Below are 23,050 nucleotides of genomic sequence, written 5' to 3'. Positions count from 1 at the left end.
GTTTATTTTCAAGTCAAATGGTTAATTTGTGTTAATACTTTGCTAAAATAAAAACATATGTAGAAAGATAAAGAGAAGTCCAACAAGTAAAAAGAGGTTTTACATATGTTTAAAGAAAACAAACTCAAAACAATATTATTAATTATAGGAATCATATTTGTTGCTTTTAATTTAAGGCCGTCAATTACAGCTGTTGGCCCGATTATCAGTGATATAAGGGCGGATATAGGAATTAGCAATAGTGTAGCGGGGTTACTAACTACATTGCCGTTACTCGCTTTTGCTGGATTATCTTTATTTGCCCCTAAGTTGTCTGCTCGTTTTGGTAATGAATGGACGATTTTTATTGGTTTAATTTTACTTAGCATTGGAATCGTTATTCGTCCGACAGATGCTGTATCCTTATTGTTTATTGGAACTTTCCTAGTCGGCTCAGGTATTGCTATATGTAATGTTATTTTACCAAGTATCGTTAAGCATAAATTTGCTGCACAAGTTGGTCTAATGACTGGGATGTATACGTTAGCGATGAGTGGAGCGGCGAGTATTGCTTCAGGTGTTAGTGTTCCAATAGCTCATGATTTGAATTTTGGATGGCAAGGAGCTTTGTTGTTTTGGGGAGCCATTACAATCGTTGCGATTATTTTTTGGATCCCACAACTTAAGCGAAATCATAGTGACACGAATAAACAAATAGCAAACCCGACAGAGAGTTCGGTTTGGTCATCTAAATTAGCGTGGCAAGTCACTATATTTATGGGCTTGCAGTCTTTTTTGTTTTATTGTTTAGTCACTTGGTTACCAGAGATTTTACATAGTGATGGCATGAGTTTGACTTTATCAGGCTGGATGGTGTCCATTTTACAAATAGTAGGGTTACCATCAACGATGATTGCACCTTACTTAGCTGGCCGATTAGTTAACCAAAAGCCGATTATGGTCGTCGTTGGTATTTTGTATTTACCTGGTTTTATATTACTTTTGGTCGGTGGACATATAGGGGTCATCGTAGCAAGTGTCGTATTATTAGGTGTTGCACAAGGGGCGACAATTGGGTTGTCTCTAACGTTTTTAAGCTTAAGAGCACGTAATGCGAAACAAGCTGCTAATTTATCAGGTATGGCACAATCAGTCGGTTATTTATTAGCCGCAGTTGGGCCGTTTGTTATTGGCTTTATGTTTGATCTAACGAGTTCTTGGAATGGACCAATAATAACTTTACTTATTGTATGTGTCATCATGACGTTCTTTGGTATTAAGGCTAGTCGAAATGATTATGTATAAAGGGGAAAATATATGAGACAAGAAATGAAAAATGTACTAGAAGTCATTCATTTAGCTGAGAAGTTAAAAGGCGAGATGCGTCATAGTTGGTTATCGAATGGAAGGCGAGAGAGTGTAGCTGAACATACGTGGCGGTTGTCGTTAATGGCTGTTTTGATCGAGCCATTTTTAGAACGAGAAGTTGATATGCTAAAATTGTTAAAGATGATTACAATTCATGATTTAGTAGAGATTGAAGCAGGCGATATCCCTGCCTTTGATACACTAACGAATGACGAAATGAAAGCGGCTAAAGCACATAATGAACAAAAGGCGATTGAGAATTTTAGAACGCAACTAAATCATAAACTTGGCGAAGAAATTGAACAGCTATGGTATGAGTTTGAAGGGAAAGAAACATACGAAGCTAAAGTCGCCAATGCTCTAGATAAACTTGAAGCTCAAATCCAGCACAATGAAGCGGATATAGATACGTGGTTAGATATTGAGTACGAAATGAGTTACTTATTAGATCGACATGTTGGGTTTGATGTAGCAATGACAACACTTAAAGACTTAATTGAAGAAGAAGCGGAACAAAAAATGACAGAAGCACATGTTGATGTTAATGATATTAAAGCAAAGCTATAAGGAGAAGAAATGATGGAATCAAGTAAAGAACTAAGGTGGAAGCAGCGATTTGATACATTTGAACAAAGTTTTCTAATGTTAGCTCAGTATAGTGAAGAAATTTTTGAAGACGATTTAGAAAAAGCTGGCTTTATTCATATGTTTGAAGTGGCTATAGAGCATGGGTTAAATACTATTATTGATTATTTAGACGCAAAGAATGAAATTGAAGTGTCGTCCCATCGACAGGCTATAAAAGAGTCTGCTCAATATGAATTCATTGCAAATGAACATGACTGGATGAAGGCATTAAATAGGCAAAACCTCACTTACTATATTCATACGAAGAAAGTCATTGAACAATTGGTTGTTGATATTCAAGGACAATACTATGAGCAGTTAAAGCACTTTTATGTGACGTTAAAAGAGGAAAAAGAGTCATAAAAAAGAGTTGTTTTGAAAACTAATATGTTTCAAAACAACTCTTATGTTTTTCGTTTAGGAAATACAGTGATCATTTGATATAACAATATGTGCAATAATATAAAAGGTAATACTAATAAAATAATAGAGTCTAATTGAAATGCTCTTAGTATAATAGTTAACATAACAGGGATCGTAAGTGCATATGCTGTCATTTTCCAAAGTTGTTGAAAAGCAAGCTTACGTCTCACGAAAGATCTAGTTACATAAGCAATGCCAGCGTGAAGTGATACACCTGCAACCATTAAAAAAGCAACTAAAAAAGGGTAAAGGATAATGAGTTGCGTTATAAATAAATCAACAGGAATGGAACGTTCTCCAATTATATAATTATACGTGATTCTCGTGGCATCAGGTAAACAAATTAAAAACATTAATACTAAAATGTAAATCATTGTATCCCGCATGCTTTCACGATTTAGAGAAAATAGAGCCTTTTTGCTCGGAAGCTTCAGGCTGTTCTTGAAAATTTTAACTAACCCCATATATTTCATCCCCTATTAGAATTCATTAAATGCTGCCAATTCTTCATCGATCGCTTTCTTAATCTTTTCAACACATTGTTCAGGTGTTTTCCCAAAAATTCGTCTATTATTCACAAGGGCGAATGGGCGCACGGCACACATGCCACATTGATTTAAACAAGTATTTTCAATAACGTCGACTTCAGGGTATTCTGATTCAATAATTCCTTCAAGATCGACTTCAGTCATTAAGTTCCCATCACATATTTCAACTAAAACAATACCCATCTTAATACCTCCCAACTATATAGTGGGCCAACCCTTATTATATCGTCTTTTTTATTATTAACCAAAAGAAAAACTTAACAGTTCTGTGGCTATACAATTGTCGATTAGTGTAGGCTATACCTATAAAAGTATTATAGGTATATTGAAGTAAATAAGTTTACCTATTATTGGCAATAGGTGATGGTAGAAACTTTTTGAAAGGGGGTGTTAAATATGTTAAATAAAAAAGTGCAGCAGTTAATTGAGGAACAAAATTTCCACCATGTTTTTCAGCCGATTTACAATTTAACAGAGAACCGAATTATAGGGTATGAAGCGTTGTTCCGTTCACACTTATTTGACGCAACAGAACAAGCATTTCATTTAGCGGATTCGTGTGATCAGTTATTTGAGTTAGACAAGTTATCGGTAACTAAAGCGATCAAATACTTTTCTAACTATCGCTTAGAAGAAGACGAATTATTGTACATTAATGTTTTTCCCTCAACAGTAGGGCGATCAGAGTTTGTTCCTTTTATAATTGATTTAGTAGGCAGTACAAGATTAAGAACGAGTCAGGTCGTAATAGAATTAGTCGAACTTGAAGCTATAAAAAGTTTGGATAATCTACAGTATATTACGAGAGAATTAAAGGAGAACGGGTTTAAGTTTTCGATTGATGACCTTGGAAAAGGTTCCTCCTCTTTTAGGTTAATGATTGAATTAGAACCTCAGATTGTGAAGATGGACCAATATTTTACTAGAGAGTTACCTCATTCGACATTAAAGCAAAAAATGATTGAATCATTAGTTGCTTATTGCTATGAAACTGAAACGGATTTTATATTAGAGGGTATAGAAATGGTGCGAGAGTTGGAAGTTGCTAAGCAGCTTGGAGTACGAAAGGGCCAAGGTTATTATTTAGGAAAACCTACACAGTTTAAATAAAGATGTAGAGCGTCAAGCTCTACATCTTTATTTTTATATCACGTGTTAATAAACGATTAATAACGATTAGTACTATAGTAGCAATGATTGTTACTAGGCTAGATAATAGTATCGGAAGGCTACCTAAGTTTATGCTTATACCGAAGATCTCGATTTCATCACCCCAGAAGGCCCCTATTACCATTCCAGAGATGACAGCAATTAGTATGAACAATAGGCCACTAATCCAGTTGTATCGGTAAAATCCAATGGTAATAAACCACCCAACCATGAAATAGAACAAAATAATGAAACAGTAACTTACAAATTCCTCTAATAGAGCAGAGTCAGAAAGGTTTGTGTATCCAAAGTTATAAGGAGTAAATGTATATAGTACCCATTCGATTGCATCTAAGACTAAATAAATGCTTGGAATCGTCAAGGATAACCCAATAGCTGACATTAAAGTGCCGTAATAGTACTCTCTTCTTGTAATACCACTTTGAACTAAGAAAGTTAGAAAGACATAGGTTGATAATAAGCCGGCGATCAGCATAAATATTCTAGCTGGATTGGAAGTGAATGAGATGAACCCACTAAGTTCAGTGGAATCAAACCCTTCAATTAGGTCTCCAAACATATATAATCCGTACTTAACAATTACCGTTCCAATAATTAACCATAAAGCCCATTTGAACTTTTCTGTGTATAGATCTTTGGCAATTTCCCCTTGTCTACTCATCTTCATCCTCCTTTTCTTTCGTTAGGTGTGTAAACAACTCTTGTAGTGTGGCAGGGTTAAGCTGTAAGCCGTTCTGTTTAGCTAATTCTCGATCTTGTTCTGTTAAGCTACCATAAATAAGAGCAGATTTAGTCCCGCCCAGTTTCTGTTCATGTAAAACTTTATATCCTTGAATGAATTGATTAATGGAATTTTCGTTGCCCGTTATGTGAACCCCTTTCGAGATTAAATCTTCGTATTGTTCTTTAAGGATTAGCGAACCGTTATGGATAACTAAGACCTCATCAAATAGATGGTCCATTTCAGACACAAGGTGTGTTGACAGTATTATAATTCGTGGGTTTTCTCCTTGTTCTTTTAAGATTTCTTCATAGAAAATCTCACGTGTTGGAACATCCATTCCAAGATACGATTCATCAAAAATGGTAATCGGTGAGCGACTTGCTAAACCTACTGTTACATTAAAAGCTGATTGCATCCCTTTGGATAAGTTTTTAACAGGTTTGTTTAGTGGCAGTTTAAATTTTTTAATTAGGTAATCAGCATATTCTTGATCAAAGTATGGGCGATATTTTTTAGTAGCTTCTAAAAGCCTCTTCACTTTTTCGGTTTCTTCACTATAATCTTGGTCATAAATAAAACTAATACTTTGCATAGCTTCTGGGTTTTCAAACACATGAACATTATTAAATTTGATTGTACCTTTTGTTTGTAATTGAAGTGCAGCAATTAGCGATAGTATTGAAGTTTTTCCTGCGCCATTTCTTCCTAACAGCCCATAAGTTTTTCCTTGTTCCAACGTGAAAGTGAGGTCATTTACTGCTACAAAATCGTTATAAGTTAGACCGACGTTACGTACTTCTAATAAATCCATTACTCATCACGCTCCTTTGTTTTCTTTATTAACTGAATTAACTCTTCTTCTGAAATGCACAGTTTATGAGCTTCAGCGATCATACCTTTAATGTAATCATCAACGAATGTTTCTTTTCGCTTTTGTACGAGTTTTTCTTTGGCTCCTTCATTGACGAACATGCCAACACCTCTTTTTTTGTATAAGATGCCTTCTTCAACTAGTTGGTTAACCCCTTTGGCTACAGTGAGGTGATTAACCTTGTAGAAGTTTACGAGCTGATTGGTTGACGGCGCCTGATTATTCTCTTTTAGTTGATCATTTAAAATTTGGTCTTCAATGATTTCGCGTATTTGTACAAATATTGGTTTATCGTTTTGAAATGCTGATGACAATAAAATCACCACCTAACGTTTAATGGTTATATAGTTATGTATATAAGTATATACCTGTAAGTGATTTTGTGCAAGTGTTTCTTTTGTCGTTATTTTGTTGCATTTTTTGTAAAAATATTTCGAAACACGTAGTTCTTTGTTGACATTTGTCATTTAGAGGGTTTAAAATTAGCCCTAGTTAAAATTTTTCGAATTTTGGGAGGGGTTTCAAGATGAAGAAATATCTTGCGTTTTTACTTGTAGCCATTATGGTTTTAGCAGCTTGTAATGGAGATGATCAAGTAGAAGAGCCAGAAGAGAATGAAGAAGAGACAGAAGAAACAGAAGTTGATGAAAATGATTCTGAAGAGGAAGAAGAGACTGCTTCAGAAGGTAGTGCAGAAGATATCGGCTTAGAAGCTGTTCGCACTTATAGTGAAGTAATTGGCGATATTTATGAACCAGGTGCAGAAGCTGATTTCGATTCTGTTGAAGAGGTTGCTGACTATTTAGTTGAGAATGCACCAATTTCTGAAAACCAAGCAAATGAAATTGCTGGTTTAGCACTTGAGGAAGATGGTACATGGGCTGAATTAGATCATGCATTAACGCTTGAAGAAGATGATGCATCAAGTTTCGATACTGTAGAGCTTATGGAAGGTAACGTTCAAGTTAGTAAAACAATTAGTGGTGATGTAGAAGAGAACCGTGGCCATTATGTTTATAACGTAAGAGATCTTGATGGTGAATGGTTATTTGATAACTTCCACTTCGGTTATTTAGATGGTGAACATCCTGATGATCAAGAAGAGGAAGAAGAGTAAGTAAATGAAAAGCTGTTCCTAGAGGGAACAGCTTTTTTTATGGTTTGAAAGTTTGGTTAACGCTTCCTTTACCTTGTTGAACTTCCACTTCCGTCCAAGCCCCATTAATAAAAGTGATTTGAGGGGGCATGTGTCCACAGTCAATATCATAAGCGACTGGAACACCACATTCAGCGGAAATCTCTTCGTACACATCTTCAGCTACATAACCATCAACAGGTGTGTTAGCAGCACTTCGTCCAAATAAAATTCCACTACAATGGTCAAACCATCCAGCATAACGCATTTGTGTTAATGCCCTTTTTAAATCAGGTGTTGCAAGGTCACAGTTTTCTAAATACCAAATGATCGGTTCTTTATCGTCTAAGTATTTTTGTTTAAAGTGAGACACATCCCCGTATGGCGTTCCAACTAAGTGATGAATAACATCAATGCATCCACCTAGTAAACGCCCTTCCGCATGAAAGGAATCTCCATTAATGACTTTCCAGTTCGTTCTCTCAGTTAAATGGAAAATGTGGTCTGTTGGATTGTTGAAATCCCATGCTTTTTGGTATAGATCTGAGCTGCATTGTTTAATAGTTTCACCTTGTTTAGTCTTTAAGACGTCATCCCATTTTGATGTGGTTGGATCGGAATATTTCCCGCGAATGTCTACAATGTTTGTGCCATGAGCTGTGCAATACCAGTTTTAAGAGTGATTGATAAAAGTAACGCACTCGTATCAGAGTAACCTAATAGCCACTTTTGAGGAATTCTACTAAAATCTATATGTTCTAAAACTTCAATTAAAAGCTCGCCACCCCAAGGCGGGATTATGGCATCAATAGATTCATCAAGAATCATTTCTTCAAACTCTTTAGCACGCTTAATAGCGGAAGCGGACTTTGACTTAGTTTGAGTCCAAGCTGTATCTCCAAAGGTTGTACGGTAACCTTTTTGTTTCATACTTGATTTTACTTCATGAAGCAGGTGGTGTAATGGTTCGGGCACACCAGAAGAAGGTGCTGTCACACCTAATGTAGCTTGATCAGGCAGGTTTGGGTATTGGATCATTTTGGCTTTCCCCTTTTCTTGTTTTGAATATCATACCATAAATATTTGTTTTGGACAGTGGATATTTAGAAAAATGTTCCAAATTATTTAACTATCATGTATAATGTTATTCATTCAGGTTGAGCTGATCTTTTCTTTGGTGAAGATAAAGGTCTATTGAATAGCGTGAAGCTGGTCCGACATTTAGTAGGTGAATTGCAATGGCTAAGAGAGCTAAGTCAAACTCATACCCTGCAGAGCTTCCATCGCCAAGAAATCCAGCACTTAGCTTCACTGAAAAAAGAGCTCCGACTAATAGTAATATGAAAGCACTCGAAAAAAAGCGTGTCTGAAATCCTACAATCAGTGCAATACCTCCTAAGACTTCTAACCAGGCCACTAGGTACGCTAATACGCCTAGTAAGCCCAAGCTACTAAACCACATCGCGACTTGATCGAGACCTGTTTGAAACTTATCCAATCCGTGAACGAGAAAGATTAATCCTAAAACTACTCTTAACATCATATTGGTTGTCTGGTGATTCATACTTGTCCCTCCAATCCTATTTATCATAAGTGTATTCATGAAGGTAGAAAAAATATTATACTAGTTTATAAGTTTGGAGGTTGAAAATCATGGTAATTACAGATCAACTTTACGGCAGTTACGAATTAGAAGCTGTATTACAGGAATTAATAGAGTGTAAGCCAGTTCAAAGGCTAAAAGGCATTCATTAAGGGGGAGCTAGTTATTTAGTGAATCCGAAATGGAGTGTTAATCGTTATGAACATTCTTTAGGAGTTATGTTACTAGTGAGAAAGCTTGGTGGTTCTTTAAAAGAGCAGATTGCGGCACTTTTACATGATGTTTCTCATACAGCGTTTTCTCATGTTGTTGACTACGTACTTTTCTCCCCCTTTCTGCTGAAGCTATTTTTGTTTAGAATGAGCCAGTAAGATTAAGTCATTTTCTCTTAAACTTAGAAGAGATATTAGTTACTCGGCAAGGTGGCAGCAATCAACGAACTTTTATGTCGATGTAGAACCCTATCCAAAATGGCTGTGGTGATCCCTTGATCACCTAATAACTCTCCTCAATCACTTGGACCCTTATTTGGAGTTAATATAATCGAGGCTTTGTCATGTAAGTCATTAATGAGATGGCAAAAGAGGTTAGCTTCTCTCTCCATATAATTGTTTTTATATTTTTGCAAGAATTTTTAGAATAATTCAACTTGTACAAAAAATCCATTTTATGATAATATTAGTTTAACAATATCGCTTACATTAGTGATATTAAAATTAAAGGAGCATTCCTGTAATAAAGAAATTTGACTCAAAATCGAAGATTTCGTGATTATACAAAAAAAGACCTCCTTGGTAGTATAGAGAGTGTCTGCAAGGACCTCGAAAATACCGAAGGAGGACTCAAATTGGATTTTACACAAAATCAACGATTAAAGCAAATTACAGAAAACACATTGATTATCGGAGTAGACATCGCAAAACAAAAGCATGTTGCGCGTGCTATTGATGATCGTGGGCTTGATCTCGCTAAACGACTCATGTTCCACAACTCATTTGAAGGTTTCACCAATCTACTTGATTGGATTGAATCTCTATCTAATAAACTCAATCGAACTCATGTCATCATTGGCATGGAACCAACGGGCCACTACTGGTTAAACCTTGCTTACTATTTAAAGGATCGAGGCCTGCAGACAGTCGTGGTGAATCCGATGAAGGTTAAACGTTCGAAAGAACTGGATGATGATTCTCCAACTAAAAACGACACGAAGGACGCTAAAGTGATTGCACAAGTTGTCCGCGATGGTCGGTTTCATGAACCGACACTACCTGAAGATGTGTACGCTGAACTTCGCGAAGGCATGAAGCTTTATGACATCATTCAAGAGGATTTATCATCGATTAAAGCTCAAATGCATAACTTGCTTGACCGCTATTTCCCGGAGTTCCAGCAAGTGTTCAAAAGCTGGACTGGAAAAGCTGCGATTCAACTACTAAAACAGGGCTATTTCCCCCGTGACATTATTCAGTCAACTGAGGAAGAGCTTTTAAACGAAATAAACAAAGCAGCGAAAAGAGCCGTAGGCCTAAAGCGGGTTCAAGAGCTTAAACAAGCCGCTGAACAATCTGTTGGCTTACAGGTTGGATTGAACATGGCAAAGCAAGAGCTCAAATATTTAGTCGAGCAATATGAGTTACTAACCAAGCGATTGCAAGTTCATCAAGAGCAACTTGAGGTACTCATCCAACATATTCCCGGAGCTGTTGAAATGACAGCTATAAAAGGGGTTAGTGCGATGACCGTTGCAGGTTTTTTCGCTGAAGTTGGAGACCTTTCTAATTACTCAGATCCACGCCAGATCATTAAATTAGCGGGACTGAATTTAACGATGAACCAGTCAGGACTTCATAAAGGTCGGACATCGATTTCAAAACGTGGGAGAAGGCGTCTACGCTCCATTCTATTCCAAGTAGCGAGACCATTATCTTGTCACAATGAAGGTTTTAAACAGTTACATGAATATTATCGAAATCGACCTAACAACCCATTGACTGGAAAGCAATCCTTTGTCGCTTTGAGCCGTAAACTAATTAAGATTTTCTTTGTATTAGGCACACGTGAGTGTGCGTTTAGCGAATCAAGAATGTTGGCTGACATACCTATGTTAGACAATATCAACCAAGCTGCATAAATATCACCGTTAACACTTTGATAAGACATTGACAATTGAAGCACAGGATTAGCCGATCAATATTAATCACTCAGGGCATAGACCCACTAAAGGAGCATATTCGGCATCCACGCATGGTTAGGTTGAACGAAGGAATTTTTGCGCATCGACGCTGTGAGATATGGGAGGGTGTACCACCATGTTTGATGTGGAGATCCAAAGGTGCGATTATATTAATTTATCCTAAAAAAAGGAAAAAATCCTTTGAAGCTTATTTAGGTATAATAATTGATTCCAAATTCAACCTAATTTTTCATTAATTGGTGGCCACCAATTAATGAAACTTCAATAGTTCATTAGGAAATCAAAGAAAAACGAAGATATTTTAAGAAATTATTAATTTAATGAGGGAGGAGTTATATGAAGAAACTTATTTACTCACTTATCTGTTTCACTCTATTACTCACACTTTTTCCTGTAAATTCTTTTGCGGGAGAAATCAATGAAAAGGAAGGAGGAATAGAATTCATCGAGAAAACCGATGATTACGTAGAATACATTCTTACTCAAGAAAATACTAAGTATCATATTCATGAATACATTGAAGAGACTTCTGATGGAAAAGAAATAAGCACTGATGTATTTGTAGTTAATGAAGATGGATCGCAAGACTTCCATGAGAGCATTATCACCACTTTTGAAGATGAGCAAGAGAATATGAAAATAGAAGTTACTAATAATAATGGGGAAAAAACTGAAGAAGAGTATAAATATGATGATGTAGTTAAACGCAAAAGCATTTCAAGTGATGATAATATGAGCACAATGTCAGAACCTGTTCCAATTCCACCTGATTTCGGTGGTTCACATTGGGACTATTTTGGTAGATTTTATTATAATACTATATTTCAAACAGTATCCTGGGCTTCAGGTGTAGCGATCATTGGAACTGTCCTTCCAGGTAATATGACTACTGCGGCCGGTATAATTGCATCAAACGCAATAGCTGCAAGTGCAGACCATTTATACTTTACATTAGATGAGTATCATTACAGACCCGAAAATGTTACTCAAGCAGTTAGAAGAACTGTTTATACTTATGATAACAATGCAAGAACTATATTATTGTCTGGTCCTGATACTGAGACAGAAGTTTTATCACCTTATTACCCATACTAAATAAAATTATAAACGTAAGTATCTATAATAAATTCATATTCATTCAAAGGAGGTTCACTTAATGGCTGAAGTTTTGGTTATTATAGCTCTAGTATCAGCCTGCTTCTGCTTATTTTACACTGCTTTAAGATTTACTATCTTTAAAAATTTAAAAAGAAGTAATAATAATTTAAAACATTGGCTACTCTTACCTATATATTTATTTATAATTTTTGTAGTCTCTTTTTACAGGGAACCTCTTATTGAATTCTTGGGGCAAGATTTGTTATTTCCTATCTTTTCGCTCTTAGCTATTATTCTGCTCTCTGTTTCAGACTATTTAGCTAATGGTTTGAAAAGTTCTTTATTAATACTCTTGTCCGGAATTACAACAATTATATTTTTAACGGTACTATTCATGAATAATGCCTTAAGTTATTTTATTTAGTTCTATAAGATAAAACGCTTAGTTCCTTTCACATAAGGGTTCTAAGCGTTTTTATAATTATATTTTTGTAGTTTCCTAGGGTTCTAAGATTACCATGAAAGCATTTACGAGCAGTTTGTTAAACACTCAGACATTCCAGTTATTTTAAAGAAGTATGGCTTTCATTACGAAGATATTTTGCTAGATGATTCGAGATGGACTTTGCTAGAACAACCGGCACCTGAATTATGTGCAGATCGAGTCGATTATACGTTAAGGGATATGACACAGTACGGGCAAATTACACTTCATGAAGCTCACACGTTTTTAGAACACTTAACGGTAGTGAACGAAAAAATGTATTTAAATGATCTAAGGGTAGCAGAGTGGTTTGTAGAAACATACTACAAAGAAGTAATTGATTTTTTCATGGATCCTCTTAATATATATGGAAACGACCAGCTTGCAAAAGCATTAAAGCTTGCGCTACAGAAAGAGATTATTAGTCGCGAAGATTTTTTGAAAGAAGATGAAGAGTTATTAGAACTAGTTAGAAGTTCACGGGACTCGGAGGTTATAAGTCTTATAGAAAAATTGCAGCCTAGCGCTAACGTAATAAGTGATACAAAAAATTATGATATCCATAGAAAAGGCAAAGTTAGACTTATTGATCCATCTGTCTTCACGAAGGGGAGCTTATTAGAGCATCAAAGCGATCTGATCAAATTAAAATGATGAGTAATGAAGCATATAAACAGTCAGTTACAGGGGCATACGTTAAAGTGCTTACACGATAGAGGAGGAGAGGAATGTCTAACTATGACAAAGGAAGGTATACAAATAGTCAAGAATGTGAAGAGGTTGTTGTGTTTTTAATTGGCATGCATATTAAAAAGTGGTGGGCTGTTCACAAATGGCTCCCTGTCTTATTAGCAATGCCTCCTATGTTAAAGGAACTTAGTCAACATAAGGAGCTAGGGTGTTTAGCATTTGAAAACTTCTGGCAATTTAGAACGACTTTATCGGTTCAATATTGGAGGTCGGAGGAAGAGCTTTTAGCCTTTTCTAGGAGTGAGAAACACTTAAAGGCTTGGCAAAGATTTAATCAAAAAGCTCGAAATAATAATAGTGTTGGGATCTATCACGAAAATTATATTGTGACTGAAGGCAAGTTCGAATCAGCCTATGTCAATATGCCTCTCTTTGGTTTGGGGAAGGCGATTGGTAAAGAATCAATGAGTTCTAAAACAAATTCAGCTAAGCAACGAGTTGGTTTAAAATAATAGGAGGGTTTTTGAAGTGTTAGTAAAAAATAAGATTAATAACTGTTTTATTCACCTCGTAGATTTTAAGTCTTCTAAGGAATGGTATAAACGTGTTTTTGGCTTTAAAGTAAAAAGTGAAGAGGAAGACTTTTTAGAGTTTGACTTAGAGGGTACAACTTTAATTCTTTTGCCTGCGCAAGTGAAAGAGCTCACTCCATTACCATATTCAGTGTTCTTCTTTGAAACAGACGATATTAACCAGACATATCAACAGTTAGTCGATATGGAGGTAAAGGTCGATGACATTAGGGACTTCTCTGAAGGAATGAAGGGTTGCCATTTCTATGACCCAGAAGGAAACCTTTTATTAGCTTGTACGACACCGAATTAAGGATGGTTAAATGCGTACACATATAAGAGTTAGAGCTGGAGCGATTATTATAGAGGGAGGATCAATTCTTCTAGTGGAGTTTAATAATGAAGAAGGTGTACACTATAATTTTCCTGCAGGTGGAGTTGAGCCAAATGAATCAGTTATTGAAGCGGTTAAGAGGGAGGTGATGGAAGAAGCAGCAGTTGATGTTGAAGTGGGTTCATTAGCCTTCACTTATGAGTATGCACCACATTTATGTGACTATCGTTTTGGAGAATTGCACCAAGTTGGGATGTTTTTTAACTGTTCGATAAAAGAAGGGTCAAAGCCTCGCTTGCCAACAAATCCAGAGCCTAATCAATCAGATGTGAAATGGGTTCCTTTAAGCGATTTATATAAAATAAAATTATATCCTAACATGAAACAACAATTATTAAATTATGTAAAGCACCCTGGTCATGTGGAGTTTATAGAAGAACGTTTATTAGAATATAAGTAAGCAGGTGTCGTATTCGACACCTGCTTTTAATTTGCTTAATTATTTTATTATCTGTGAGGTCCACCAGGTCCGTGACCATTACCAGGACCGCCAGGGATTCCATTACCTGGTCCACCAGGTCCGTGGCCTTTACCATTGCCAGGTCCGTGACCATTACCAGGACCACCAGGGATCCCGTTTCCAGGTCCTCCGTTTCCAGGTCCTTGATCAGTCACAATCGTAATTTCACCTTCAGCTTCAGCTGTGCTTTCGTTACCGAAGTCATCTACCGCAATTACTTGGATAACAGCACCGTCAGCTTCGAGGCCTTGTGGGATTGTCCAGTAACCTACGTAATGACCTTCCTCAGTTTCTTGCATAGGAAGTTCATTAGCGTTTTGAACATTCGTTAATGGCATGTAAACCTTGAATGATGCATCAAGACCAGGCTCACTATCGAATGTAATCATGACAGTTTCACCAACTTCAACTGTTTGGTCTTCAGCTGGTGTTACATTTTCGACCTCAGGTGCTGTAAAGTTAACATCAACCGTTAACGACTCAACTGTTTCGTTACCAGCTTTGTCAGTTGCGACGACTTCGATGTTATTTTCACCTTCATCTAACATGATACGGTGAGAATACTGGCCGTCTTCAACTGAAGCGTCATCTCCGTTAACTTTTACAGTATTTAAGTTTTCATCTGAAACTTCACCTTCGACCGTTACAGTTTCAGTGTTTAATTTGTCACCATCTTCTAGGTTATCAACTGTTAGATGAGGAGCTTCTGTATCAAGTGTTACTGTAACACTCTCAGATTCGTTCACTAGCTCGTCATTCACATAAGTGACGGCTGTCAGTTCGTTATCACCCTCAGAAAGCTCGATGTCGAAGTCAAATAACCCATCATCTTCAACTTCCATTTGTCCTAATTCTTCCCCATTGTTTTCAAGTGAAATGGTTGTTGTAGGTGAAGCATTACCTTCGACAGTTAGTTCAGCTTCATTAGTAAAGAAATGCTCTGACGGCGAAGTAATTTCAGCTCCTTCAACCTCATAAGCTACGCGAGAACGGATCATATAGTTACCTTCATCAGCTGGTGATTGAGACCATGTCCCATCAACTGATTGGAAACTTCTCTCCGCATATGGTCCGTTTTCATCTGTTGCTAGGCCTGGAGCGTTAGTGTTGTCAGTTGTCTGAACGTAAACCATGAAGAAGTCACCTTCAACTTCAATGTTATGTTCGCTTAAATCAACAACTGTCCACTCATCAAGGCTTCGGGTTGCTTCTGCTTCAACAGGGCCAGCGATCATTTCACCTGGCATGCCATCTGCACCAGCTTCCCAAACCTCTACAGCAAATTCAGTACCGCCTGGCTCAGGCCAGTCGTCATCATGGAATTGGAATACACCATCAGTAACAATGGCGCTGTCTTTGTCTTCAGGTAAAGACATTCTTACAGCCCATTTGTTGCCTGGGTCGAAGAAAGCACGAGCGTTTTCCGCAGTACCATCATCATAACCAATTTCTCCACCAGGGTAAGTGAATAGTGGATCAAGCTCAATGTTAAGTTCTTGATCTTGGTCTAGTGATACTTCAACTTCTTTACTGCTGAAATCAGGAGCAAAGACTCTTAAAGTATAATCGCCTTCATAAGCAGTAAGTTCGTATTGCCCATTAGCATCTGTTTCAACTGGGTCAATATTAGCATCCTCAATTAGTTGAACAGTAGCGTCTTCAATAGCATTACCAGAACTAGCACTTGTAACAGTACCGTTTAATGTTGCTTCTGGTAGCTCTTCAAGTACAAAGTTAGCTGTAGCTGTTTCGTCCTCATCTAAGTTAATAGATTGCTCATCTGAGTAAAAACCGTACGCTTCAGCTAAAACTGTAAATTCGCCAGCAGGATGAGTTAAAGAGTAACTACCGTCAACTGGACTTGTTGTTGTTGAACGTCCACTTTCTAAAACTGATACTTGTGCATCTAGTGGAAGAAGGGAAGTTTCTTCTTCAACCTTTGAGTCAGACTCTTTTGTCATAACTGGTTGAATTTCAGATGGATCCATTGGCTCACCATCACGCTCATTAACATCAACGTCAATAGAGTGAGGTGTAATAGATAAGTCGCCATCTAAATCTAATGACTCGTCAGATAATCCAACGTCATCAATGTACCAACCAGGGTAAGTGATTAGGAAATCGCTAGTCATGTTAAAGCCGATATAAACGCGCTCGCCTGCGTAATCAGATAAATCAAGCTCGGCTTGTTCCCATTCATCGTTTGTACCTGTTAATTGTAAAAGTTCAGTCCATTCTTCCATATCAGTCGAGATGTAGACATGTGCATAATCCCAACCACTTTCAATGTCATAGTAGTGTTGGAACTGCAAGTATGATTCATCTTCTGGAAGATCAATTGGCGGCATTACTAAAGTACCGTTTTCGTCGTTGTTATATTCTCCAGAAAGGTTTGTTGCATATACGTGGTCTCCAGAGTATGCTTCACCTGGACCTGAAGTCGGCTCACCATGCTCCCAAGATACATTCTCGCCGAATACATCCCAACCGACAGGGTCTGTTTCAAAGTCAGTGAAGTATCCAACAGTTATACCACCAACAATTGAAATGGAATATTCGTCGCTTACGACTTCGTTCTCACCAAAGTCGACAACTGTAATTGAATAAGTTAAATCACCTTCAACTAAGTCTTCACCTGGGATCGTAGCAACGTACTCTCCAGATAAATGGTTACCAGACTGTTGTGAAGCTTCAACTGTATTCGTATCACCGTCAGCGTTTGTGTAATCAACTGACACTGACGTTACAGATACATCGTCACTAGCTTGAATTGTTAAGTCTAAATCCATATCAGTGAATGCTTCCTCAGCTGGTACTTCATGTTCGTATGTTGGAGGTTCAGTATCTTCACCCTCCATAGAAACATGACCTTCAATCGTACCTAGGCCATCAGCAACTGCTGAAACAGCCGCATAAGCATCGATTAAGCCATGTCCAAATCCGTTGTTAGGAGTCTCTGGGTAATCGTCATTAGTTAGTGGAGTTGCTGTGTCCATGATAATGTCTTCTACATCCTCAATGGCTAAGTTAGCGTTAGCTTGAAGAAGTAGAGCAACCAGCCCTGAAACTGCTGGTCCTGACATGGATGTTCCATTCCATCCGCCTTCATATCCACCGCCTGGAACTGCAGAGCGAATGTTAACACCAGGAGCTACAACTTCTGGCTTAATTTCGTCATACGGCGAAGGACCTTCTAAGGAGAAACTTGCAAGGTTGTCATCGCTATCAGTTGCACCTGTAGCGAATGATTCAGGGTAATTTGCTGGAACTGCAATTGAACCAGGTCCACCAGGGTTAGTAAGTGTTGTATTACCTGCAGAGAACTCAGGGAAAATACCAGCAGCTCTCCAAGCAATGACAACATCACGATACCATTCATCTAGACCAGGTCCGCCACCCCAAGAGTTGTTAACAACATCTGGAGCTTTAGTAACGTCGTCACCAGGAGCAAGCATCCATTCACCAGCAGCTAAGATGTTGGCATCATTTCCGCCACCACTAGCATCAAAAGCTTTAGCTGCAATGTGCTTTGCTCCAGGTGCAACACCGACTTGGTTTGACCCATCCGGCTCAGCACCAACCATTGTACCTGCTACGTGAGTTCCGTGACCTTGGTCATCATAAGCTTCAGCTTGTCCACCGACAGCATCAAAGAAGCTATATTGATGATCAACTTCATCTGTAGCTGCGTCATAGCCACGGTACTGTTCCATTAGTGCTGGGTGATCCCACTCAACACCAGTGTCAATAGCACCAACTACAATGCCAGCTCCGTCGATTCCCATGTCCCAAACGTCAGGAGCATTAACTTGCTCAATATTCCATTCAACGTTTTGGATTTCGGAGTCAACTGGCTCAGCTTCAGAATCAACTGTTACTTCGTTCAGTTGACGCTCTTCGTTAGGAAGAAGCTTTTCAACCTCTGGGAATGCTGCAATTCTCTCAGCAATTTCTTTAGGAGCTGTAACAGCCATTCCATTTACGATGTGGTAAGAATGATAATCTTCTACATTACCATTTTCCATCTCTTGTTCTAAAAACGCTTTAACGTTTTGTTGTGAAGTTTTTGAAACATATTTAAGTTCATTGACTACAGCAGATCGTTGTGTATACTCTGCGTTTAAGGCAGTTAGGTTGTTATCTGTAGCCTTTGCTTGAGCTTCTTGTGCTACTTTCATAACATCTGCCACTTCATTGAACTTAACAAGGAAAGTGACGTGATCGTCCTCAGCTAATTTTGTGCTAAGTCGTTCACTAATCTTTTCTTCAGGGGCTTTGTCATGGAGAGCTTTTGATACAGGTTGTGTCTGAGCAAATGAAAAAGCGGGTGTCATAAGCGAGACAACCATGACAACTGATACGATGATACTTAACCATCTAACCATAAAATCCTCCTCCCAATATTTAAAACAATTGTAGGATTCTGGGGTGGGGTGAAAATCAGACTGTCCTCCTTTCTCTTGTATAAACTCATAGCTAGAGTATTCTTGCTGTTAATACAACTATTAACTAGTTGACCTTGGAAATCCTTTAAGTTAATCACTATTTTATTAAAATGAACAGAACTTACTATGTGATTTTTGTCAGAAATTGTAGACTGTGAATACAAGAGACTAGTATAAAAGATTGTAGACAAAAGAGTTCGTACTTTAACAATTGGATCCTTTTAAGTTAAAATGACAGTGGATAGAAGGAGGGTTAAGAGATGGCTTTTGTAATTACGAGCCCTTGTGAAATGGAAAAGGCAGCTGAATGTGTTGATGTATGTCCAGTTGATTGCATAGAAGAGGGAAAAGATCAATTTTATATTGATCCTGACATATGTATTAATTGCGGCGCGTGTGTTTCTGTCTGTCCAGTTGGCGCGATAGTTGAGGATTTAGAGATGCTTCCAGCAGATGAGAAGTTTTTAGAAAAGGCAGAAGAATTCTTTAAGAATAAATAAAAGTTCTCTTCTTTTTTCGAAGAGAACTTTTTCTGTTTAAAACATTGACATAATCCATCCAATAACAACGATCGCACCGATGATCATTAAAATGGTTCTAATCATAACTTTCACTCCTTGAAAGGCTTTGTACGTAAAATAACCTAAATGTATGAAGTTTAAACACCAAATATTTATTTTGAATTCAAGATAATGTTGTGGTATGATGTAGCTATCATTGTCGTTATGATAAAGGAGGCTTATATTAATGAAACATGTATTTAAAAAAGGAACAGATCTTTCTAATCCGACACTTTTACTATTGCATGGAACTGGTGGGACCGAAGAAGATTTATTACCGTTAGTTGATCATATTGATCCTGAGGCGAACGTTTTAAGTGTCCGAGGTAACGTTTCAGAGAATGGAATGCCCCGCTTCTTTAGACGTTTAGCAGAAGGAGTCTTTGATGAAGAGGACCTTATTTTTAGAACGAAAGAGTTGTATGAATTTCTAGATCAAGCAGCAAAAGATTATGGGTTTGATCGTGATAATATAATTGCTGTTGGATATTCAAATGGTGCTAACATCGCTGGAAGCTTAATGTTCCATTATCAAGATGCGTTAAAGGCGGCAAGTTTACACCACCCAATGGTTCCTCGTCGTGGAATCGAATTACCGGATTTAACAGGTAAAAAAGTTTTTATCGCTGCAGGGACGAATGACCCTATATGCCCAGCTCAAGAATCTGAAGACCTTAAAGACTTACTAGACAATGCTGGAGCAACTGTTCAACTACACTGGGAAAACCAGGGACACCAATTAAACTTAGGTGAAGTTAAAGCAGCAGCTGATTGGTATAAAAGTTTATAATGAAAAAGCCTGAAGCAAAGTAGCTTCAGGCTTTTTTTAATCCATATGTGCAAATGGAAGGTCGGTACTGACTTCACCTTCAATTTTGCTAATGCTAAGGTCGTTTCCGTTTAACCATGCATCAAAATTAAATTTGACGGGTTCTTGATCTCCACCTAGAGCAAACCAAGCTTCACGTTGTTTTGGTAAGTAGGCAGAGGTGTGGATGGTGCCAGCCCAACTTTTATATTTGTCAGAGAAAACACCGAGATCGCGGTCATTCATTAACCTGAATGCGTCATTTGCATTCATGCTCGCTTTTCTCTGTGAGTTAATGGCGTCCATTCGTTTGTAAGAATCTTCTAAGTGATGGCGGTTTTCTTTCGTTAAATGTTCGAAATGATTGGTGCAGACATTTGATTGACGCACATGTACACCACGTGGACTCGTTTCGACAACATACGTTTGACCACTTGAATCAAGTAATATGTAACTAAATGCATTGCGATGTGGGATGTCTTTTAACAATCGAACAGCTTCATCGACATTGGCACACGTATCTAAAATAACTCTACCAATCATATAGCAGACGAATCCATCTTTTGGGCTTTTGCGATGGGTGAAGTTGTACGCCATAACTAAACCTTTTTCGTTCATGCCATCCATGCGTCCTGTAACACGTGAGGTAGGTCCTATTACAGCGTAACCTCCGTCATTTGGTTGAAACAGGCTGTACCGCCCTTCATATGTTTGTGGCTGGTAATCGTAATTTCGAATCATATAATCTTCTTCAGTCATAATTGAGCATCCAAATTTTTTTATTTCAGTACGGTAACCTCCAAAATCACGTAACACTTCTTCCATCGGTAGTTCTAAACCTTCACGCAACCCTTCTAACTCTTGCCACATGTTAGGTGCATACTGCATAAACTTGTCCTTAGCTTCATATACATCAATTGAAAAGCGTGGTCTTCTAATTTTCCAATGTTTAAGGCGGTTTTGGATTGTTAATGTGTCTTTTAGTTGCTTTCCTTGTTCATAGCCAAAGTCATAGTGGCTACCTCTAAATTGAATGATTTCACTATATATTTGCTTCATCTACGCTCAATCCTTTTTAAAAATGGTTTTTATCATTATACAAGAAATAGTCGAAATAAGCGAAGTTAAAAAAAGTTGTTGATGAACTGAAGTAAAACAAAGCCCTTAAAGTGATTAAGATCACTTTAAGGGCTTATTATTTTGTGTGTATACGTCAAATTGTTTTCCATAAAATCACTTAGTTAAGATAATTGAATAAAAGGTAATGTTATTGTATAATACAGTGTTGATTTGTCTTATATAAAATAAACTATAAAATATATTAAAGCAAGGTGGTCAATATGTCTAATAAGGATTACAGAGTTTTGCTTTATTACAAATACGTTCAAATTGAAGATCCAGAAACGTTTCGTGATGAGCATTTACAATTCTGCGAAAATCTTGGTTTAAAAGGTCGAATTATTGTCGCTGAAGAAGGTCTAAACGGAACTGTCTCAGGGACAGTTGAACAAACGAATCAATATATGGAAGCTCTACAAGCTGATCCGCGTTTTGAAGATATGACGTTCAAAATTGATGAAGCAGATGAGCATGCATTTAAGAAAATGCACGTTCGTCATAAAGATGAAATCGTTAATTTAAGTTTAGGTGATGATGACATCAACTAATGAGCAAACGGGTGAGTATTTAGATCCTAAAGATTTCTACGAAGAAATGAAAAAGGAAGATACAATCGTCTTAGATGCACGTAATGATTATGAATATGATATTGGACATTTCCGTGGAGCGATTCGTCCTGATATTCGCAACTTCCGTGAACTTCCTGAATGGATTAAAGACAATAAAGAACTATTAGAAGGTAAGCGTGTGTTAACGTATTGTACAGGCGGAATTCGTTGTGAAAAGTTTTCAGGTTGGTTGAAAGAAGAAGGTTTTGATGATGTTGGTCAGCTACACGGTGGTATTGTTAGTTATGGTAAAGACCCTGAAGTAAAAGGTGAATTATGGGATGGACAATGTTATGTGTTTGATGAGCGAATTAGTGTACCAATCAACCAAGTGGAGCACAACGTTGTAGGTCGTGACTATTTCACGGGTGAGCCTTGTGAACGTTACATTAATTGTGCAAACCCTGATTGTAACGAACAAATTCTTTCTTCAGAAGAAAACGAACATTTCTTCCTAAGAAGTTGCTCACATGAATGCCGTGTACACCCTCGCAACCGTTACATTGAAGAACACGGTTTGTCAGAAGAGGAAGTACAAGCGAAGATGGAAGCCATTGAAGAGTACGAAAAACAGAAAGTATAAATTTTCGTTGACATGGTTATAAATGCCATGATACTATGCATATAATTTAATATTAATAATTGAATAACAATTTTGACTCTTATCAAGAGTGGCAGAGGGACTGGCCCGATGAAGCCCGGCAACCTTCAAACAACGGTTTGAAAGGTGCTAATTCCTGCAAAGCAATTGCTTTGGGAGATAAGTGAGACAAATAGTTTTGAATATTTGACCTCTCTATCTCTCAAAGGTAGGGAGGTTTTTTGCGTTTTAAAAGTTATGAAAAGGAGGAGGTGATGACAATTAGCAAAAGAGAAGAAAAAGTTGTCATTCCTAATTTTACTTTAGAATCAGGTTATACGTTTAAAGAAGTTGAATTGGTTTATGAAAAGGCAGGAAACGAAGAAGGGCCAGTCATTTTGGTGTGTCACGCTTTAACAGGTAATCATAAAACGGTTGGTACAGATGAAGATCTTGGTTGGTGGCAGGGCTTGATCCATGATGGTGGTTATATTGATTTAAATCAATACCAAGTGATGACGTTTAATGTGTTAGGAGGATGTGATGGTTCAACAGGGCCGAAAACTACCAATCCTGAGACTGCCAAG

At 37.5% G+C, this 23,050-nt stretch carries 22 protein-coding genes, 5 pseudogenes and 1 riboswitch; of the genes and pseudogenes, 17 read left to right on the top strand and 10 right to left on the bottom strand.

The window, feature by feature from the left end; genetic code table 11:
- The first annotated feature begins 105 nt into the window (after positions 1-105).
- The 3 genes from A194_RS0104525 to A194_RS0104515 are packed head-to-tail and all read left to right on the top strand — an operon-like array spanning position 106 to position 2,337.
- On the top strand, positions 106-1,284 hold the full coding sequence (locus A194_RS0104525) for a CynX/NimT family MFS transporter (RefSeq protein ID WP_017185689.1): 1,179 nt from the start codon (positions 106-108) through the stop codon (positions 1,282-1,284).
- A 12-nt stretch (positions 1,285-1,296) separates the two neighbouring features.
- Positions 1,297-1,914 (top strand): HD domain-containing protein, encoded by a 618-nt coding sequence (locus tag A194_RS0104520; RefSeq protein ID WP_017185688.1) that lies wholly within the window; start codon positions 1,297-1,299, stop codon positions 1,912-1,914.
- Positions 1,915-1,926: 12 nt separating this feature from the next.
- The gene (locus A194_RS0104515; RefSeq protein WP_017185687.1) at positions 1,927-2,337 is read left to right on the top strand and encodes a nucleotidyltransferase substrate binding protein; all 411 of its coding nucleotides are present in this window, start codon (positions 1,927-1,929) and stop codon (positions 2,335-2,337) included.
- A 41-nt stretch (positions 2,338-2,378) separates the two neighbouring features.
- Here the strand turns inward: A194_RS0104515 and A194_RS0104510 are convergent, their stop codons facing one another.
- Together A194_RS0104510 and A194_RS0104505 are read right to left on the bottom strand one after the other, a co-directional pair.
- Positions 2,379-2,861 carry a DUF1189 family protein gene (locus A194_RS0104510; RefSeq protein ID WP_017185686.1) on the bottom strand — a complete coding sequence of 161 codons (483 nt, stop codon included), beginning with the start codon at positions 2,859-2,861 and terminating at the stop codon, positions 2,379-2,381.
- Between the two features lie 15 nt (positions 2,862-2,876).
- The gene (locus A194_RS0104505) at positions 2,877-3,128 is read right to left on the bottom strand and encodes a YuzB family protein (protein WP_017185685.1); all 252 of its coding nucleotides are present in this window, start codon (positions 3,126-3,128) and stop codon (positions 2,877-2,879) included.
- Positions 3,129-3,341: 213 nt separating this feature from the next.
- Between A194_RS0104505 and A194_RS0104500 the strand changes: the two genes are divergently transcribed.
- Positions 3,342-4,055, top strand: a complete 714-nt coding sequence (locus A194_RS0104500; RefSeq protein ID WP_017185684.1) for an EAL domain-containing protein — start codon at positions 3,342-3,344, stop codon at positions 4,053-4,055.
- Positions 4,056-4,074: 19 nt separating this feature from the next.
- On the opposite strand, the gene A194_RS0104495 is transcribed toward A194_RS0104500, so the two are convergent.
- The 3 genes from A194_RS0104495 to A194_RS0104485 are packed head-to-tail and all read right to left on the bottom strand — an operon-like array spanning position 4,075 to position 6,024.
- On the bottom strand, positions 4,075-4,776 hold the full coding sequence (locus A194_RS0104495) for a hypothetical protein (protein WP_017185683.1): 702 nt from the start codon (positions 4,774-4,776) through the stop codon (positions 4,075-4,077).
- Positions 4,769-5,650, bottom strand: coding sequence for an ATP-binding cassette domain-containing protein (locus A194_RS0104490; protein ID WP_017185682.1), 882 nt, complete (start codon positions 5,648-5,650; stop codon positions 4,769-4,771). Before A194_RS0104490 ends, A194_RS0104495 begins: the two co-directional genes overlap by 8 nt.
- The gene (locus A194_RS0104485; protein ID WP_017185681.1) at positions 5,650-6,024 is read right to left on the bottom strand and encodes a GntR family transcriptional regulator; all 375 of its coding nucleotides are present in this window, start codon (positions 6,022-6,024) and stop codon (positions 5,650-5,652) included. The genes A194_RS0104490 and A194_RS0104485 overlap by 1 nt, the downstream gene beginning before the upstream one ends.
- Positions 6,025-6,236: 212 nt before the next feature.
- On the opposite strand from A194_RS0104485, the gene A194_RS0104480 reads away from it, so the two are divergent.
- Complete coding sequence (locus A194_RS0104480) at positions 6,237-6,827, top strand: hypothetical protein (RefSeq protein ID WP_017185680.1); 591 nt, start codon at positions 6,237-6,239, stop codon at positions 6,825-6,827.
- 37 nt (positions 6,828-6,864) lie between these two features.
- On the opposite strand, the pseudogene A194_RS17275 reads toward A194_RS0104480, so the two are convergent.
- Together A194_RS17275 and A194_RS0104470 are read right to left on the bottom strand one after the other, a co-directional pair.
- Positions 6,865-7,883 (bottom strand): annotated as a pseudogene (locus A194_RS17275) (S66 family peptidase).
- Positions 7,884-7,989: 106 nt separating this feature from the next.
- Complete coding sequence (locus tag A194_RS0104470; RefSeq protein WP_017185679.1) at positions 7,990-8,409, bottom strand: DoxX family protein; 420 nt, start codon at positions 8,407-8,409, stop codon at positions 7,990-7,992.
- An 89-nt stretch (positions 8,410-8,498) separates the two neighbouring features.
- Here A194_RS0104470 and A194_RS19655 point away from each other — a divergent pair.
- A pseudogene (locus tag A194_RS19655) lies at positions 8,499-8,768 on the top strand (HD domain-containing protein); the annotation flags it as partial.
- An 86-nt stretch (positions 8,769-8,854) separates the two neighbouring features.
- Here A194_RS19655 and A194_RS20585 read toward each other — a convergent pair.
- Positions 8,855-9,049 (bottom strand): annotated as a pseudogene (locus A194_RS20585) (ATP-binding protein); the annotation flags it as partial.
- 246 nt (positions 9,050-9,295) lie between these two features.
- Between A194_RS20585 and A194_RS0104455 the strand changes: the two are divergent.
- The 7 genes from A194_RS0104455 to A194_RS0104425 all read left to right on the top strand — a co-directional run bounded on the left by A194_RS0104455 (position 9,296) and on the right by A194_RS0104425 (position 14,283).
- Positions 9,296-10,582: an IS110 family RNA-guided transposase gene (locus A194_RS0104455; protein ID WP_017185676.1), complete on the top strand. Its 1,287-nt coding sequence runs from the start codon at positions 9,296-9,298 to the stop codon at positions 10,580-10,582.
- 399 nt (positions 10,583-10,981) lie between these two features.
- Positions 10,982-11,740 (top strand): hypothetical protein, encoded by a 759-nt coding sequence (locus A194_RS0104450; RefSeq protein WP_017185675.1) that lies wholly within the window; start codon positions 10,982-10,984, stop codon positions 11,738-11,740.
- Between the two features lie 61 nt (positions 11,741-11,801).
- Complete coding sequence (locus tag A194_RS0104445; RefSeq protein ID WP_017185674.1) at positions 11,802-12,167, top strand: hypothetical protein; 366 nt, start codon at positions 11,802-11,804, stop codon at positions 12,165-12,167.
- Positions 12,168-12,368: 201 nt separating this feature from the next.
- The gene (locus A194_RS17270; protein ID WP_050980484.1) at positions 12,369-12,881 is read left to right on the top strand and encodes a hypothetical protein; all 513 of its coding nucleotides are present in this window, start codon (positions 12,369-12,371) and stop codon (positions 12,879-12,881) included.
- Between the two features lie 74 nt (positions 12,882-12,955).
- A complete protein-coding gene (locus A194_RS0104435) occupies positions 12,956-13,429 on the top strand; it encodes a DUF4188 domain-containing protein (protein WP_017185673.1) in 474 nt (157 codons plus the stop codon).
- Positions 13,430-13,445: 16 nt separating this feature from the next.
- Positions 13,446-13,802 carry a VOC family protein gene (locus A194_RS0104430; protein WP_017185672.1) on the top strand — a complete coding sequence of 119 codons (357 nt, stop codon included), beginning with the start codon at positions 13,446-13,448 and terminating at the stop codon, positions 13,800-13,802.
- Between the two features lie 10 nt (positions 13,803-13,812).
- Positions 13,813-14,283, top strand: coding sequence for an NUDIX domain-containing protein (locus A194_RS0104425; RefSeq protein WP_029424974.1), 471 nt, complete (start codon positions 13,813-13,815; stop codon positions 14,281-14,283).
- Between the two features lie 47 nt (positions 14,284-14,330).
- Here the strand turns inward: A194_RS0104425 and A194_RS17265 are convergent, their stop codons facing one another.
- Positions 14,331-18,728 carry a S8 family serine peptidase gene (locus tag A194_RS17265; protein WP_017185670.1) on the bottom strand — a complete coding sequence of 1,466 codons (4,398 nt, stop codon included), beginning with the start codon at positions 18,726-18,728 and terminating at the stop codon, positions 14,331-14,333.
- Between the two features lie 320 nt (positions 18,729-19,048).
- Here A194_RS17265 and A194_RS0104415 point away from each other — a divergent pair, with 320 nt between their 5' ends.
- Positions 19,049-19,288, top strand: a complete 240-nt coding sequence (locus A194_RS0104415; protein WP_017185669.1) for an indolepyruvate ferredoxin oxidoreductase subunit alpha — start codon at positions 19,049-19,051, stop codon at positions 19,286-19,288.
- 247 nt (positions 19,289-19,535) lie between these two features.
- On the top strand, positions 19,536-20,138 hold the full coding sequence (locus tag A194_RS0104410; RefSeq protein ID WP_017185668.1) for an alpha/beta hydrolase: 603 nt from the start codon (positions 19,536-19,538) through the stop codon (positions 20,136-20,138).
- A gap of 36 nt (positions 20,139-20,174) precedes the next feature.
- On the opposite strand, the gene A194_RS0104405 is transcribed toward A194_RS0104410, so the two are convergent.
- On the bottom strand, positions 20,175-21,215 hold the full coding sequence (locus A194_RS0104405) for a C45 family autoproteolytic acyltransferase/hydrolase (RefSeq protein WP_017185667.1): 1,041 nt from the start codon (positions 21,213-21,215) through the stop codon (positions 20,175-20,177).
- A gap of 281 nt (positions 21,216-21,496) precedes the next feature.
- Here A194_RS0104405 and trhO point away from each other — a divergent pair.
- Both trhO and A194_RS17255 read left to right on the top strand, forming a co-directional pair.
- Positions 21,497-22,466: pseudogene (gene trhO, locus A194_RS17260) on the top strand (oxygen-dependent tRNA uridine(34) hydroxylase TrhO).
- 76 nt (positions 22,467-22,542) lie between these two features.
- A riboswitch (SAM riboswitch) is annotated at positions 22,543-22,650 on the top strand.
- Positions 22,651-22,738: 88 nt separating this feature from the next.
- Positions 22,739-23,050: pseudogene (locus tag A194_RS17255) on the top strand (homoserine O-acetyltransferase MetX); the annotation flags it as partial.

Origin of the sequence: Alkalibacillus haloalkaliphilus C5, assembly GCF_000269905.1 — a bacterium.
Lineage (GTDB): Bacteria > Bacillota > Bacilli > Bacillales > Alkalibacillaceae > Alkalibacillus > Alkalibacillus haloalkaliphilus_A.
This window is presented reverse-complemented; position numbering and strand designations above follow the sequence as displayed.

Bases quoted from the DNA above. Each gene is read 5' to 3' on its own strand.
- A194_RS0104410 (WP_017185668.1), top strand. From the start codon at position 19,536: ATGAAACATGTATTTAAAAAAGGAACAGATCTTTCTAATCCGACACTT.
- A194_RS0104525 (WP_017185689.1), top strand. From the start codon at position 106: ATGTTTAAAGAAAACAAACTCAAAACAATATTATTAATTATAGGAATC.
- A194_RS0104470 (WP_017185679.1), bottom strand. From the start codon at position 8,409: ATGAATCACCAGACAACCAATATGATGTTAAGAGTAGTTTTAGGATTA.
- A194_RS0104425 (WP_029424974.1), top strand. From the start codon at position 13,813: ATGCGTACACATATAAGAGTTAGAGCTGGAGCGATTATTATAGAGGGA.
- A194_RS0104520 (WP_017185688.1), top strand. From the start codon at position 1,297: ATGAGACAAGAAATGAAAAATGTACTAGAAGTCATTCATTTAGCTGAG.
- A194_RS0104490 (WP_017185682.1), bottom strand. From the start codon at position 5,650: ATGGATTTATTAGAAGTACGTAACGTCGGTCTAACTTATAACGATTTT.
- A194_RS0104480 (WP_017185680.1), top strand. From the start codon at position 6,237: ATGAAGAAATATCTTGCGTTTTTACTTGTAGCCATTATGGTTTTAGCA.
- A194_RS17265 (WP_017185670.1), bottom strand. From the start codon at position 18,728: ATGGTTAGATGGTTAAGTATCATCGTATCAGTTGTCATGGTTGTCTCG.
- A194_RS0104510 (WP_017185686.1), bottom strand. From the start codon at position 2,861: ATGGGGTTAGTTAAAATTTTCAAGAACAGCCTGAAGCTTCCGAGCAAA.
- A194_RS0104415 (WP_017185669.1), top strand. From the start codon at position 19,049: ATGGCTTTTGTAATTACGAGCCCTTGTGAAATGGAAAAGGCAGCTGAA.
- A194_RS0104500 (WP_017185684.1), top strand. From the start codon at position 3,342: ATGTTAAATAAAAAAGTGCAGCAGTTAATTGAGGAACAAAATTTCCAC.
- A194_RS0104445 (WP_017185674.1), top strand. From the start codon at position 11,802: ATGGCTGAAGTTTTGGTTATTATAGCTCTAGTATCAGCCTGCTTCTGC.
- A194_RS0104495 (WP_017185683.1), bottom strand. From the start codon at position 4,776: ATGAGTAGACAAGGGGAAATTGCCAAAGATCTATACACAGAAAAGTTC.
- A194_RS0104435 (WP_017185673.1), top strand. From the start codon at position 12,956: ATGTCTAACTATGACAAAGGAAGGTATACAAATAGTCAAGAATGTGAA.
- A194_RS0104515 (WP_017185687.1), top strand. From the start codon at position 1,927: ATGGAATCAAGTAAAGAACTAAGGTGGAAGCAGCGATTTGATACATTT.
- A194_RS0104450 (WP_017185675.1), top strand. From the start codon at position 10,982: ATGAAGAAACTTATTTACTCACTTATCTGTTTCACTCTATTACTCACA.
- A194_RS0104505 (WP_017185685.1), bottom strand. From the start codon at position 3,128: ATGGGTATTGTTTTAGTTGAAATATGTGATGGGAACTTAATGACTGAA.
- A194_RS0104405 (WP_017185667.1), bottom strand. From the start codon at position 21,215: ATGAAGCAAATATATAGTGAAATCATTCAATTTAGAGGTAGCCACTAT.